Below are 14,397 nucleotides of genomic sequence, written 5' to 3' on the forward strand. Positions count from 1 at the left end.
ATTCTTGAGAAAAAACTCAAGAGAAAAGCAGTTTGATACTAATATCAAACTGCTTTTTTATTATATTAAAATAATTTTTTAAAAAACTATTTTTCTAACTAAATCTCATTACTACTATGGACAATAACTCTTTAGGTCTCATTACATCAATTATCTATTTTGGTCTTATCATCTTGATGATTGTTGCTTATTGGAAACTGTTTGAAAAAGCAAACAAACCGGGATGGGCCAGTATTATTCCAATTTATAATGCCATTGTTCTATTAGAAATTGTAGGTAAGCCTTGGTGGTGGTTACTTCTCTTTTTAATTCCTGGAGTCAATATCATTCTCATGTTTTATGTCACACACTTATTTGCACAAAGTTATGGAAAGGATATCATCTACACCATTGGGTTAATTTTCCTACCATTTATTTTTGGTTTACTTATGGCGTTTGACAAAGACACAAAATATAGAGGTCCGGCTGGTGCTTAGATCTCAATATAAAAAAGCCAGTGAAATGTACATTCACTGGCTTTTTTATTACACTAAAGTATAACTACTGCTTACTTATAATTTCATATCCGTCTGATCAAACGGTATATTATTCAACATAACTTCTTTGTCTCCTTTTTTTAACCTAAGATCAGAAATCACATTATGAATAGAAGGATTACTCATTGCAAAAAGAATCATTGAAACTATATATACTCCAAATAGAATCGGTTCTAATGTAAGTCTATACAATATAACAACTACAATAGGTGAAATTGCCAAAGGAATAAACTTAATACATTGAGCTTTTAATAAGAGAGTCAATCGATAAGGCAATGACGGCTCTTTTCTGATTTCCTTAAGTTTATTATTATATATTCTGTACACTACAATGGCTACAATAGAAATTATGGCGGTAAGAATACTTATTACAATACTTCCTAAAGGCTCAATCACTGGATCAAGATCAATCATTTCTGATTTATTCTGAACGTACCACATGAGTGCAAAAGGTACCGAAAAACTTGCCAATCCGTAAAAACAAATCCTTAATTTATTGACCATATCAAAAGGCTCATTAAACCCTTCAAAAAAAGATGGTTTTTTATTGCTCATTATTATCTATATCTATCAAATTCTAATTAATGCGAAGTTACTACATCAAAAAGGAAATCAATCACATTTATGTCTTAAAAATTATCAAGCAATTACAAGACATAAAAAAATCCGCAATACTCTTAGCATTGCGGATTCTATATCTTAAAAGATAAAAATTACTTCTTACCTTTTTCTTCAGAAGATTGAGCACTTAACTCATCCTCATATATTTTATTCAAACCGTCAATTACATCTTGAGTGATATCTTCAACGTTTGGAGTAGACCAGATTACAGTTGATGTTACACCATCACTATATCCTAATACAATACTGTAGTTTTTATCAGCAGAATATTTATCTAAAAATTCTTTTACTCTTTTTCTAACTTCAGCTTGAATAGAAATTTCTTCAGCTTGTAAACCTTGAGCTTGAGATTGTTGAGCAGCTTGTAATTTTTGTTGCTTTAATCCCAATTCTTCTTGTTTTCTTTTGATCTCATTTTGAGACATCAAACCAGCTCTAGCTCTTTTTTCGAAATTAGCTGCTTCACCTTGTAATTTCACCATACGAGATTGCAATTGCTTTTGAGCTTTTTCCATTTTCTTTTGGAACTCTGCATATTGATCTTCACCAAACTTGTAGTAAGTAGACAAGCTATCGTTATTGATATAAGCAATTTTCATTGCAGGAGCTGCACTACCAGTAGAAGCCGTTTGTTGAGCTTGTGGTTGTTGACATGCAAACATTGTTGCTATGATGCCAACTGCTAATAATAATTTCTTCACAGTATGTATTATTTAAATAAATAAGATGCTTTTGATGATGAGTTAACCCGAGTAAATATTCCCTTCAAAAAGTCCTTAATGATCTACTCTTTTTGATTTTCACCGGTGCAAATATAGTTAATTCATTGAAAGTGTAAAAAGTCCTATTCTTTCATTGTATTTTAATAGGTACTTTTTAATAAAAATGATGAAATTAGTAGACTATTAAGCAGAGAAACCTCTAAATTACTCTATGAACTTCGTAAACCCTGCGTTTCTTTATGCACTCCCTCTAGTGATAGTGCCCCTTATTATACATTTGTTCAACTTTCAGCGATCGGCTGAAGTGAAATTTACAAATGTCGCTTTTTTACAAACTGTAAAAGAGATGTCCAATGCACAAGACCGATTAAAAAAAATATTGGTCATGATTGCCCGAATGCTATTTATTCTGATGGCTATTCTTGCTTTTGCTCGCCCCTATATTCCAAAAGAAAACGGATATGCACTACTTAAAAATGATAAAGGGAAAGTAAGTATATACATCGACAACTCTTATAGTATGCAAAGTGAACGCAATGCAAAAACACTTTTTGATGCTGCTAAAGATATTGGTCGAAACATTCCCAATGTTTTTCCTGTAGGATATAACTATCAAGTAATGGATAACCGGTTGACAGGTGCTTCTAGGTATTTCATGAATCACGATAGAGCTGAGGAGGAAGTAATTGGACTCAACTATTCTAATTTCACTAGAAGTATATCAGAACTTGATAATTTCTCTCAAGATGCCTTTCTAAGAGAAAAAATATTTGAAGGAAAACAAGTTTTCTGGATATCTGATTTTCAAAAATCGACCGTAGGTTTATTAGAAAATATAGCATTTGATTCTGCTACCAATTATCACTTGATTCCTTTGGCTGCAGATAAAATGGAAAATTTAAGAATAGACTCTGTTTGGTTAGATAAACCATTTATCAAACAAAAAGAAAACAACAAGCTCAACGTTAGAATATCCAACTTAGGAAATGCAGATGTTGAAGATAGAGAAGTTACTTTATTTGTAGATAAAGTACAGTCTTCAAACACTACCATCAACCTTGTTGCTGGAGATACTAAAACTGTTGAAATGGCATTCGCGATTAGTGACCCTGGAAATAAACAATGTAGAGTTAATATATCAGATTACCCTGTGGATTTCGATAATGATCATTACTTTATTCTTAATGTATCTCCAAAAATCAACATTGCTATCATTTCTGATAATCCAAAAAGTTACCTATCCACCGTTTATAAAAACGAAAGCTTTTTGAATGCGACAACTTTTAAGTCCAATTCCATCGATTATACTGCTACAAATGAAGCTGATTTATTAGTACTTGATCATGTAGACTATATCAATGAATCGCTTAATAATGTTATTGTCAATGCTATCAGAAATGGAACTAATATCGCGGTGTTCCCTTCAAAGGATCTTGACATCGACAGCTATTCTAATGCGTTTGGTACACTTATCAGTAAAAATACAATAGAAGAAAATGCGACAATGGTAGGTACGCAAGTTCCTCCATCTAAAGATCCATTTTTTGCGAATGTTTTTGAAAAAAGAGTCAAAAACATGAGTATGCCTGAAGGAAAGCCTCTTTATAAATGGCAAGGAAGAGGAGTTAGAACTTTATTAAGCTATAAGAACAGTCAAAGTTTCTTATCTATTCAGGAAAATGCCTTACAAAATAATTACTTTGCTTCTACTCCACTTTTGCCTAATTATAGCAACTTTGGCCGACATGCTTTGTTTGTTCCTGTAATGTATAGAATGGCGATTCTAAGTAAAACTCAATCGGATAAACTGTCATATAAGTTTGATGAAAAGAATCTTAGAGTAAGAATTGATGGGTTAGAAAAAGGCGTGATTTACAAATTAAGAAAAGGGGAAATAGAGATTATTCCTAGTCAAAAAGTAAATGCTGATGTCTTAACATTAAAACTACCTTCTGATGACATGGAAGCCGGGTCATATGAAATTATTAAAGATGGAGAAGATAAAGCTATTGGATATATTGCTTTCAATTATGCTAAGGGAGAATCTCAACTAGAAGCCTATTCTTCTTCTGAATTATCTCAAAAGCTTGAAACGTTCAAAAATGTTAGAGTATATGACAATCTAAAAGCGGATAGTTTCCAACAAGTTTTTAAAGAGAATAATATCGCTCAGCCTATCTGGAAATATTTCTTATATACTGCTTTACTATTTCTATTAATCGAAATGGCAATAATCAGATTTTGGAAAACAAAATAATCTTGTGATCTAAATAAGATAAAATGATAATAGTTCATTTCTAATTCTTTGGAGTTACTGTAATACACATAAAGCTCATTTGAGTAATGATAATTTTCAAAATTGAGCAAGAAAAAACTCCACTATTCATTTATAGAATAGTGGAGTTTTTTCTTATGCTTTCAATCAGTCTTCTTTAATCCTCACCTTCTTCCTCATCATCATTTGGAATCTGTGATTTATAATAAAGAATCTGTTCGTCTTTCATTGCTATTTCTTTCTGAAGAACTTTTCTCACATCCTCTAATTCTTTCTGCCTTCTTTCCATCTCTTCTTGAGTGGCTTGAAGTTCTTCTGTATTCTGAAGCATTTCTTCCTCACGTATTCTAAGTTCTTGCGTTAACTTTTGAGAATCTTCCAAAAGTTTAGCTGTTCTAGTATTATGTTTGGCAGATGTTATAGCAGACGCAATACTTTCTGATACCCTTTCTACAAATTCAATCATATAAGGTTCAACAGTATTAAACGATGCCAATTCTATTACTCCTAATGCTTCTTCATTAAATTTTAAAGGCACAAGTAAAAGACTTTTAGGTGATGCTAGACCTAAACCTGTCACTATTTTTGAATAATCTTCTGGTAAATCATCTATATAAAGTGATTCATTTTCTTGCCAACACCTACCTGCTAGACCTTCACCATAATTGACCTTTTTATTCAAGAATTTCTTTCTGTCAAAAGCATAACAAGCTTTTAGCTCTAAGAATTTTTCTGTCGTTTTATTATCCTCCTCAACCAAGAACATCATTCCTTGATTAGCATTAAGGTAATCTACCAGTTCTCTTAAAACGATTTCATAAAGACCATCTACATTATCAAGATACTTTCTTGTGATTTCGGCAAATTTTGAGATTCCCTCATTCACCCATTGTCTTCGTTGATCCTCGATTGAAACTTCTTTTAATCGGTCTCTCATTTTTATCAATGAGTTACCCAATACATCTTTATTGCCATAAGTATCAAAATCAGTATTAAAATCTCCTTTACCCACCTTTTTGGCAAAGTCAGAAGTTTGTTTCGTCCTTTCAATCAACATATTCATATTATTGATTGTTTTACCTATTTCATCGCCGGATGGCACATTAATATGAGAAGAAACATCTCCTTTTGCTAAACGTGAAATCGCCTTTTGTAATTTTTCTACTGGTCTTGTAAAATTGGCTGAATAGGCATTAGAGACAATAAACCCAATAATAAAAATAACTATCGTAGCTAACGCCACATTAAGTTTTAGTTTTTCAATTGAGGCAAAGGCTTCATTTTCTTCAATCTCTGAAATAATGATCCATGGTAGCTCTCTAATTTTTAATAAAGAATAAGAACTAAGCGCATCTTGACCTAAATAATTTTTTGCGATCACATTACCTGAATGTCCTTTAAGAGCATCTATCACAGGTGCGGTGTTGACCGTTTTAGACAAAACAGTTGTTCTTAGTGCTTTTATTTGATTTATTTCATCAATCGATACATTTAAATCGAGTAGTTGTTGATTGAATTTATCAGATGCTTCTACAAATAGACGAGCATCACTTCTCATTAATTGATCTTTACCTACTAGATAAGTCTCTCCTGTGGCTCCCAGTCCTTCTTCTACCCAATCTCCATCATCCGTCATGATTTTATTAATTTCAGATAATGGCATAGTACCTATTAATACAGCTACTTTTTCTAAACCATTTCCTGTATTATCATATACCGGAGCAGCAAAAAACAGTTGCAAATTTCCATAAGCTCCTTCATATGATACAAAATCAGAAAGAATAACCATATTAGGGCGAATAGAGTTTCTTGCCAATGTAAAAGCCTGACCTAATGCCGATTGTCTAAAAACACCATCCATTAGATTAGTACCAAAATCAGCATTTTTAGAAACCGAGTAGATAACATCTCCCGAAGATACATTCACTAATAATAAATCAGCAAAACCTTCTGCTTTTAAATACCTTCTAAAAGAAGAGTGATATCTTTCATGAATATCAGAATATGCCGTTCGATCGTTGGCTCTATTCAATAAGTCTTTTTTACCGATGGGATTTTGATTCTCTGTAAGATAAAGATTTTGGAGAATGACCATCTTATCAGAGGCATCATCTACAGAGTTAATAAGTTGCTTAGAGAAGTTTTCATGGTCGCTTAATTTTCTATCTATAGTAGAACGATAGTAATCTTTTAGCCCCCAACGCATTTTTACAATTTTTCCTGGAGCATAATAATAGTCCATGATTTCAAAAGCGGAAGAGAACTCAAGAACAGCATCAGAAACCATTCTACTTTGAGCCAACACACTAATATGCTTCTTGGCATTATCAATATAATTTTCTAATGACCTACGCTTTACTTCTCTCACAGAAGTAAGTTGAGCAAACACTGCTTCTTCTAAAGATTTTTTTGCAGAGTAATACCCTAATAACCCTACTGCTATACTAGAAAGTGCAGCTATAAGTAATAGATTAAGTAAAACTTTAATTCTTATACTTAGGTCTTTTACCCTTAGGCCAGACCCTTTGCTATTTGATAATTTTTCTTCCATAAAAAATGCTAGAAGGCTTTTCTCCTATTTGCATCATGCAATTCAAGTACCATGTTATAAAAGAACGTCGAAATTGGAAAAGTATTTTTTAGGGATAGAGTAAAAAATAATTAGTTCCTATATATAATGATATAGACTGATGAAAATGAAATAAATTTCTCAAAAAATTAGGCATAAAAAAAAGGTTGATATTTCTATCAACCTTTCTTGGTGCGGGTGGAGGGACTCGAACCCCCACGCCGTGAAGCACTAGATCCTAAGTCTAGCGTGTCTACCAATTTCACCACACCCGCATTTGTTGGTGGCTTTTTGTTTTAAAGCGATGCAAATATGCACGATTAAATTATACTACACAAGTACTTTTAGAAAAATTCTACTAAATAAAAGTGAATATTATTTCCCTATACATACTCTCTACAGTACTTTTAACGTATTCAGAAGTGTTAAGTCATTGATAATAAAATATGTGTACTTGATAAAAAGAAATTTATATCTTTGTTGAAGTTTTTTCAGAAATAAGAAAAAATTTTTTCGATTTGTGTGAAAAGGGACCTTAACCCCCTGTAAGCAATAAAAGTTATGGCAAAAAGAGTAGTAGTAGGTCTCTCCGGTGGAGTAGACTCAAGTGTAGCAGCTCACCTTCTAATTGAGCAAGGCTATGATGTAATTGGTCTTTTCATGATCAATTGGCACGACGGTAGTGTAACCATTCAAAACGAATGTCCTTGGATTGATGATAGTAATGATGCACTACTTGTAGCTAACAAATTAAATATCCCTTTCCAAAGTGTTGACCTATCTGAACAATACAAAGAACGTATTGTCGATTACATGTTCTCCGAATATGAAAAAGGACGTACACCCAATCCAGATGTTCTTTGTAACAGAGAAGTAAAATTTGATGTCTTTATGGATATTGCCATGAACCTTGGTGCAGATTATGTAGCGATGGGGCATTATTGTAGAAAAGACAGTTTCATTGATGAAAACGGAAAAGAAGTTTTTCGTTTATTAGCTGGAGTCGATGGAAATAAAGATCAGAGTTATTTCTTATCTCAGTTAAGTCAAGAGCAATTATCAAAAGCATTATTTCCTATTGGAGAATTGACAAAACCTCAAGTAAGAGAAATTGCTGCTGAACAAGATTTGATCACAGCCAATAAAAAAGATTCTCAAGGACTTTGCTTTATCGGTAAGGTAAAACTACCTGATTTCTTAAAACAACAATTATTGCCTAAGACGGGTAATATTGTAGAAATTGCTGCCGATCATCAAATGTATAAAGAAAGAGAAGACGCTCTTAATCAAGCTAATTCGGAAAAAGAAAAATTAGCCTTAGAAACTTCTCCTTATCAATACAAACCGACTTATGGTAAAAAAGTAGGGGAACATCAAGGTGCTCATTATTATACAATTGGCCAACGTAAAGGTTTAGGTGTAGGAGGAACTCCTCTCCCATTGTTTGTAATAGCAACCGATACAGAAACAAATACTATTTATACAGGTCAAGGTGATCAGCACCCTGGTTTAAATAGACAAGGTTTAAAAGTAGAAAATAATGAAATCCATTGGGTGAGAAAAGACCTTAAAATGGAAGTTGGTGAATCTCGTGAATACATGGCGAGAATAAGGTATCGACAACCTTTAGAAAAGGTGACACTTTATATGGAAGAAGATGGCTTATACTGTGTATTTGATGATAAACAATCTGGTATTTCTGCTGGTCAGTTTGTTACTTGGTACACTGATGATGAATTAATTGGCTCAGGAGTAATCAATAGATAACTCTACACAGCTTAAATATAAAAAGGGAGTCAATTAATATTGACTCCCTTTCTCTTAATATGGAAATGTCTACGATAACGTTATATATAATTGTTATTATTCGACATTCTTATAAAACTCTCTACAAATTCATGTAGATCTATTTTTTATATGATTGTGAGATAACCTCTTCCTTTATTTCACAATTGTTTTTCCTATTTTCTCACCTACTGCTTCAAAAGAGTAGTTAAAAGCATTCTTAGAATTTCTGATAAATGATTTACCTTCTTTGGTTGCCCATATTTGAGTATAATCTTTTATTTCATCATTAGACATATCTTTATAAGTATAGATAGAGACTGCAATAATTTGTTGTTGAATTTGTTGTATAGCCATTGGAGGTAACGCCTGAGCTATTTGTGCTCTTAATTGATCATCGGTCATTTGTTCACCTTCTGGAGCTACTGAGTTGGCTCCTTTCATCATAGCATACATCATATTACTTAATAACTCCGCCATTATTTCCATTGTCCCCAATTCTTGGTTCAAGGTAGCTATCAGTAAAATTCGTTCTTCTGCAGGAGGATTTGCCTGTAAGTTTTGAAAAAATTGCATCTGATCTGCTTGATTAGCGGGATCTTGAGATGCCACTTCCATTTTTTTCGCTTTAACAACTAAAGGTTTTTTATAAAGATCTAAAATCATCTTTACTGTATCCTCTGAACAATTTTTAGTGAAATAATCATGATAAGATTTTTTCATGGCAGCACCATTCATTGATGTTTTTATCACCTTTGTAAAAGACTCAATCATCTCAGGCGACATCTGCGCAGTACTTTGTGCAATTTGAGCATCGATCATCTGATCCAACTGATCAAATTGAGCAGCAGTCCCCGACTCTTCCATCAATTGTGTCACTAACTTGCTTGATGTTTGAGCAATAGAAGACAAGTTGATAACAAATAATGTTATCAATAAAAATAAAGTTGATTTGTTCATTATAAAAAATTTAGTCTGATTATATCCTTCTTTTAGAGAATCCTCTATAGAAAAGGTATTGTATAGCTAATATTATTAATAAAGTAGCGATACTACTTAAAAAAGCTCTTAATAGTGCCTTAGGCATAAAACCCCAATCTGCCGCCTCTATACAAAAAAGAAGTATATGATGAATTAAAACCTGAGGAATAACAAATGTAACAAAAGAACCAAATCCCATTTGACCTATCAAAGGTACATCTGATAAATCATAACCACTACTAGGAGCTGTTACTTTCATTATTTGATACCTTGTAAAAGCCATACCAACACAAGCAGCTGAATGTATTCCTATTGAATCATAAAAAATATCCATTATTAACCCCATAGCAAAAGCTATATTCAACAACTTCATGTTATTGGCTCCAAAAGGTAGTAGTACAAGAAATGCAACGTATGGGAATATCATTACATTACCTTCGAAAAAAGTAAGATTTCTACAAAATACTACTTGAGCGAATAGGTAGACAAAGAAAACTCCTACCTGTTTTAACCATGTTTCTCTTCCCATTACTTATTCTTCTGCTATTTGTTCTAAGGAATCTTTTTCTGCTCGAAATAATGATTTCGTTACATATACATGATGTAGTTTTGAAAAATCTACAGACACGTCGATTGTTACTAACCAAAAACGTTCAGAAGGTACTCTACTTGCTTCTGATACAACTCCAAGCATTACTCCTTCAGGATATACTGTATTAAACCCTGAGGTTGTAATTGTATCACCCACATTAATATCTAAATGTAATGGTAAATAATTTACAGATGCTGTAGCCGGATCTTGTGTATCCCATTTCACTGTACACAAATCACCTGTTCTTTTTAATTCTGAAGATACATTCATATCTCTATGAAGTAATGAATAACAAGTTGAAAAGTGATCTGATACTGTCTTTACTTGCCCAACAACTCCTTCTTTTGTCATTAATCCCATTCCCTCAACTATTCCATCTTTTCTACCCTTGTTTAGAGTAATGTAGTTAGCAGAACGGTACATTGAATTATTGATGACTCTTGCAGGGATAAAATCATATGCAACAGTATCAGACATTCCGTAAAATAAATTTGTGATATGTTCTTTTGCAGTGGTTTTAAGAGAATCAGTAGATTCTCCTATCTGCAATAATTCAATCTGTTTTCTAAGAATAGCATTCTCATCCAGTAATCCTTCATTTACCTCGGTAAGGTTAAAGTACTGTGATATATTAGAGGTAGTATTATAAATACCTCCCACAAATGTATTGGAAGAAGATAACACAATAGATCTTTGGTAACTATTATTGTTCACTACCAAACCTGCTGCTACAAATTCCAAAAAGACAAAGAGTAGGAAAACTCTATATCTAAAAATAATGGCAAATAATTGACTCATGGAGTATTAAAAAAGCGACCTATTTAAAAGGTTTTCTAACGTTCAAAAAAGTGAACTAGGTAAACAATGGATAAATCAATTACTTTACTTGTGTTAAATGATAAAATATATCTATTAAACTTTTGTTGGTAGAAGATTCATCTATCGTTCCCGATTGTTGACAAATTTAATGAAATATGCAAAAGAATTAAGAAGTTAAGCCGAAGAACTCTTTTTTCTTAATTATTTATAAGATTTAGTGCAAAAAAAACTCCTTGCTTGTTACAAAGAGTTTTCTTTTCATCACTAAGTGATCAAAATGCCTTTAAATCTATTGAGTTCTTTTAAAACAGAACCTGTTCCTAAAACAACTGCTCTTAATGGATCTTCGGGAACGTGAACAGGTAACTTCGTCTTTAACGAAATCCTTTTATCCAAACCTCTTAGCAAGGCTCCGCCTCCTGTTAAATGAATTCCTCTATCATAAATATCTGCTGATAACTCAGGAGGTGCAGTCTCTAGAGCTCTTAATATTGCCTCTTCAATTTTTGAAATTGATTTATCTAATGCAAAGGCTACTTCAGCATAAGAAACATTAATTACCTTAGGTATTCCTGTTAAAAGATCACGACCTCTAATTTCATAATCTTCCGGAGCATCATCTAATTCAGCCAGTGCTGCTCCTACTTCAAATTTTATTTTCTCTGCAGACCTCTCACCAATTAATAAATTGTGTTGACGTCTCATATAATCTAGAATATCTCTATTGAATACATCACCAGCAGTTCTTACAGACTGATCACATACAATTCCTGACATAGCTATGACTGCAATCTCAGTAGTACCACCACCAATATCAACAACCATACTACCCATAGGCTCTTCTATATTAATACCTATACCAATAGCTGCTGCAATTGGTTCTGGTACCATATATACTTCTTTAGCTCCAGCATGTTCTGCTGAATCACGTACCGCTCTTTTTTCTACCTCTGTAATTCCTGAAGGGATACAAATCACCATACGATGGGATGGCATGAAGAATCTTTTTTTATTGTCCGACATTTTTATCAGACCACGAATCATTTGCTCAGCTGCATGGAAATCTGCAATTACACCATCTTTAAGTGGTCTAATTGTTTTTATATTTTCATGCGTTTTTTCATGCATTTGCATGGCTTTAGCACCCAAAGCAATTACTTTACCCGACTGACGGTCTAAAGCAATAATAGATGGTTCCTCCACGGCAATCTTGCCCTTGGTTAGGATTAGTGTATTTGCAGTACCCAGATCAATAGCTAGGTCGGTAGTAAAAAAATCAAAGAAGCCCATTAAAATTTACGCTTTTTAATTCGAAAAAAATTAGTGAAAACCGCATCAAAACACTCTAAGAGTTATCAGAAACTATCTATTTAAAAAATGACTAAGGTAAAATCAAATTAAAAATAAAAATTACTTATCGCACTAATCAATTACTAGAACGATAAAAGGGTATGGTATTTAATTGTGTACAAATTTCTTTCCATAACATTCACATTATTGAAAAGTAACACAATAAACCTATTATAAAATCATAAAACTCTTGCTAATACAAAAATCAAACTTTAAAATCCTAACGAGAGCTTTTCACTTTTACTTTGAATACCACACTATTAATGAACAAAAAGCATAATTTAAAAAAGTAAATAGAAGTGATTCATTCTATCCACTTTTAATTAATCTTTACTTTTAAAATCTCCTTTTTTAATCGATCTGATAAGATCACGCCATGCGAAAGGGTTTAAGAGAGGATTAGCTGTTTCCATGAAATATTGGGTAGCAATTTGATCTGCCCGATAGTTCATATAATATTTATAGTTACCTGTTGCTCCCATTGGAAGAGCATTAGACATCATAGTTAGTTTTTCTTGACTAAGGTTCTTTTCCATATTTTCGATTCTTTGATCTTTTTGCTCACCTAAAGCAAGAAAAGCTTCTTCGAAAATTTCTTTTGTAGGATAAGGAAATACTTCTAAAAGAGGTAATTCTGTTACATCTTCTCTCATCTCAATTAAAACCGTAAAACCAAGGTCATCCCTTTTAGGGATTACAATTTCTTGCTTGGCAAAACCAACTGAAGATACGACAACAGTATCTCCTACTTGCGTAGGCATAGTAAAAAAGCCGGCGTGATTAGTTACGGTACCCTTACCTGCTTGTTTAATATAAACGTGAGCTCCAGGAACACCGTAAGAGCTATCTCCTTCTACTACAATACCAGAAAACTGTATTGAATTTTGTTCTCCTTGTGCTTTTACATCAATAGAAATAAATAATGTAAAAATTGAAAAGATAAGAAGGTACTTGTAATATTTTGGTGTACTATTAAGTTCAGTCATTATGTGTTAATAAAAAATTTGGGATAATCACTATATCAAACAACATCTAAAATCATTTTATCCCTTGATAATAAATTCACAAATGTTATTTTCAAATATAATGAAAGCCTCAATACCAAAAAGGTTGTATTGAGGCTTTTCTTTATTTTTTTGTTCTTTTTTTTGAAAAATTAGATTAATGCGTTGTTTTCGAAGACGAAACAGACGCAATCATTGAAGATTTAATTTTTTCGAACTCTTCTTTTTTGAAAGACTTCAGTTCTAATTTTTTCTCATAAACCCATTTTTCCGGAGAATATTTTCCATTAGGGTGTTTTTCCCAATAGCTTGTATATACCTTCCCTAAAGATTCATACTCCATATCAAATTCGTCTTCAATTAAAATGAAGTTTTTTCTTAAATCTCTTGAAAGGATATTAATCATACTTGGAGTTTGCACCATTTTTTCTTCTAACGCTTCAAAGTGTTCTTGAAGTTCAGCTTCAATTTTCACTTGTTCTTGTTGTGATACTGATGATTGCATTACCTCGTCTTCCCAAAATTCATCATCTTCGGCAAAAACCTGAGTTTCTATTTCTTTTTTAAGTTCAGCGGTCATTGCTACATGAACTTCTGGATTTAAATTTTTAGTTGGAGCAGGTCTAGAGGCTTCTATTTCAGCTTGCCACTTTTCAATCTGTTCCTTTTCATGAATCGTCATGCAAACCCATGACTTACCTACATAGGCAGCCCAAAGTCCCTCATCAGATGGAGACTCTTTAAGCATTTCCCAAACTTTAGGTTTTTTTAGTGGGTCATTGCCTGCATTGACGTTATAGCTACTTGCTATTACAAGTAGAAATATAATTACTCTAAGTTTCATATTACACAGATAGATTCACGGTATTGATAGTTCTTTATAAAACAGTCAGTTTTTTATTATAACACTACAAAAAAGTTAGTTACTAAATCACCTAAAAAAATCATGCCTAATTCGATGTAAGGTTATTTAGCCATAAAGTAAAAAAATGTAGTATGTACACCTGTTACTCATCAAACATACATCATAATTTTGATTCAGAAATACTTTTTAACAGTAATCAATGATTTTTATCCTCCTTTTGGGTATATTTTTTATCAAAAAAGACATAAAAAAGTGTTCAATAAGGTAAAAATTGTAAT

Annotated in this window: 12 protein-coding genes and 1 tRNA gene; 3 read left to right on the plus strand and 10 right to left on the minus strand. The window is 32.5% G+C overall.

Features of this window, described 5'->3' with window-relative positions:
• Positions 1-116 precede the first annotated feature (116 nt).
• Positions 117-476 (plus strand): DUF5684 domain-containing protein, encoded by a 360-nt coding sequence (locus NH26_RS11905; RefSeq protein WP_044224103.1) that lies wholly within the window; start codon positions 117-119, stop codon positions 474-476.
• 75 nt (positions 477-551) lie between these two features.
• On the opposite strand, the gene NH26_RS11910 is transcribed toward NH26_RS11905, so the two are convergent.
• Both NH26_RS11910 and NH26_RS11915 read right to left on the minus strand, forming a co-directional pair.
• Positions 552-1,091, minus strand: a complete 540-nt coding sequence (locus tag NH26_RS11910) for a hypothetical protein (protein WP_044224102.1) — start codon at positions 1,089-1,091, stop codon at positions 552-554.
• A 158-nt stretch (positions 1,092-1,249) separates the two neighbouring features.
• Positions 1,250-1,858 carry an OmpH family outer membrane protein gene (locus NH26_RS11915; protein WP_071397152.1) on the minus strand — a complete coding sequence of 203 codons (609 nt, stop codon included), beginning with the start codon at positions 1,856-1,858 and terminating at the stop codon, positions 1,250-1,252.
• A 232-nt stretch (positions 1,859-2,090) separates the two neighbouring features.
• Here NH26_RS11915 and NH26_RS11920 point away from each other — a divergent pair, with 232 nt between their 5' ends.
• Entirely contained in the window at positions 2,091-4,136 is a 2,046-nt protein-coding gene (locus NH26_RS11920) for a BatA domain-containing protein (RefSeq protein WP_084812155.1), read from the plus strand.
• 175 nt (positions 4,137-4,311) lie between these two features.
• On the opposite strand, the gene NH26_RS11925 is transcribed toward NH26_RS11920, so the two are convergent.
• Both NH26_RS11925 and NH26_RS11930 read right to left on the minus strand, forming a co-directional pair.
• Positions 4,312-6,705 (minus strand): GAF domain-containing protein, encoded by a 2,394-nt coding sequence (locus NH26_RS11925; protein ID WP_052432042.1) that lies wholly within the window; start codon positions 6,703-6,705, stop codon positions 4,312-4,314.
• Between the two features lie 208 nt (positions 6,706-6,913).
• Positions 6,914-6,998: transfer RNA gene (locus tag NH26_RS11930), tRNA-Leu, on the minus strand.
• A 286-nt stretch (positions 6,999-7,284) separates the two neighbouring features.
• Between NH26_RS11930 and mnmA the strand changes: the two genes are divergently transcribed.
• On the plus strand, positions 7,285-8,490 hold the full coding sequence (gene mnmA, locus NH26_RS11935; protein ID WP_044224097.1) for a tRNA 2-thiouridine(34) synthase MnmA: 1,206 nt from the start codon (positions 7,285-7,287) through the stop codon (positions 8,488-8,490).
• Between the two features lie 174 nt (positions 8,491-8,664).
• On the opposite strand, the gene NH26_RS11940 is transcribed toward mnmA, so the two are convergent.
• From NH26_RS11940 to NH26_RS11965, 6 genes are all read right to left on the minus strand, one after another.
• Entirely contained in the window at positions 8,665-9,468 is an 804-nt protein-coding gene (locus tag NH26_RS11940) for a DUF2059 domain-containing protein (RefSeq protein WP_044224095.1), read from the minus strand.
• A gap of 19 nt (positions 9,469-9,487) precedes the next feature.
• Positions 9,488-10,018: a hypothetical protein gene (locus tag NH26_RS11945; RefSeq protein WP_044224094.1), complete on the minus strand. Its 531-nt coding sequence runs from the start codon at positions 10,016-10,018 to the stop codon at positions 9,488-9,490.
• Between the two features lie 3 nt (positions 10,019-10,021).
• Positions 10,022-10,879, minus strand: a complete 858-nt coding sequence (gene mreC / locus NH26_RS11950; RefSeq protein WP_044224093.1) for a rod shape-determining protein MreC — start codon at positions 10,877-10,879, stop codon at positions 10,022-10,024.
• A gap of 285 nt (positions 10,880-11,164) precedes the next feature.
• Positions 11,165-12,190: a rod shape-determining protein gene (locus NH26_RS11955; RefSeq protein WP_044224091.1), complete on the minus strand. Its 1,026-nt coding sequence runs from the start codon at positions 12,188-12,190 to the stop codon at positions 11,165-11,167.
• 383 nt (positions 12,191-12,573) lie between these two features.
• Positions 12,574-13,236, minus strand: coding sequence for a carboxypeptidase-like regulatory domain-containing protein (locus tag NH26_RS11960; protein ID WP_084812156.1), 663 nt, complete (start codon positions 13,234-13,236; stop codon positions 12,574-12,576).
• Positions 13,237-13,411: 175 nt separating this feature from the next.
• Positions 13,412-14,098, minus strand: a complete 687-nt coding sequence (locus NH26_RS11965) for a hypothetical protein (protein WP_044224090.1) — start codon at positions 14,096-14,098, stop codon at positions 13,412-13,414.
• Between the last annotated feature and the right edge of the window lie 299 nt (positions 14,099-14,397).

It is taken from the genome of Flammeovirga pacifica, from assembly GCF_000807855.2.
GTDB lineage: Bacteria > Bacteroidota > Bacteroidia > Cytophagales > Flammeovirgaceae > Flammeovirga > Flammeovirga pacifica.

Coding starts and splice junctions, on each gene's coding strand:
- mreC (WP_044224093.1), bottom strand. CDS start 10,879: ATGAGTCAATTATTTGCCATTATTTTTAGATATAGAGTTTTCCTACTC.
- NH26_RS11910 (WP_044224102.1), bottom strand. CDS start 1,091: ATGAGCAATAAAAAACCATCTTTTTTTGAAGGGTTTAATGAGCCTTTT.
- NH26_RS11920 (WP_084812155.1), top strand. CDS start 2,091: ATGAACTTCGTAAACCCTGCGTTTCTTTATGCACTCCCTCTAGTGATA.
- NH26_RS11965 (WP_044224090.1), bottom strand. CDS start 14,098: ATGAAACTTAGAGTAATTATATTTCTACTTGTAATAGCAAGTAGCTAT.
- NH26_RS11925 (WP_052432042.1), bottom strand. CDS start 6,705: ATGGAAGAAAAATTATCAAATAGCAAAGGGTCTGGCCTAAGGGTAAAA.
- NH26_RS11955 (WP_044224091.1), bottom strand. CDS start 12,190: ATGGGCTTCTTTGATTTTTTTACTACCGACCTAGCTATTGATCTGGGT.
- NH26_RS11905 (WP_044224103.1), top strand. CDS start 117: ATGGACAATAACTCTTTAGGTCTCATTACATCAATTATCTATTTTGGT.
- mnmA (WP_044224097.1), top strand. CDS start 7,285: ATGGCAAAAAGAGTAGTAGTAGGTCTCTCCGGTGGAGTAGACTCAAGT.
- NH26_RS11960 (WP_084812156.1), bottom strand. CDS start 13,236: ATGACTGAACTTAATAGTACACCAAAATATTACAAGTACCTTCTTATC.
- NH26_RS11940 (WP_044224095.1), bottom strand. CDS start 9,468: ATGAACAAATCAACTTTATTTTTATTGATAACATTATTTGTTATCAAC.
- NH26_RS11945 (WP_044224094.1), bottom strand. CDS start 10,018: ATGGGAAGAGAAACATGGTTAAAACAGGTAGGAGTTTTCTTTGTCTAC.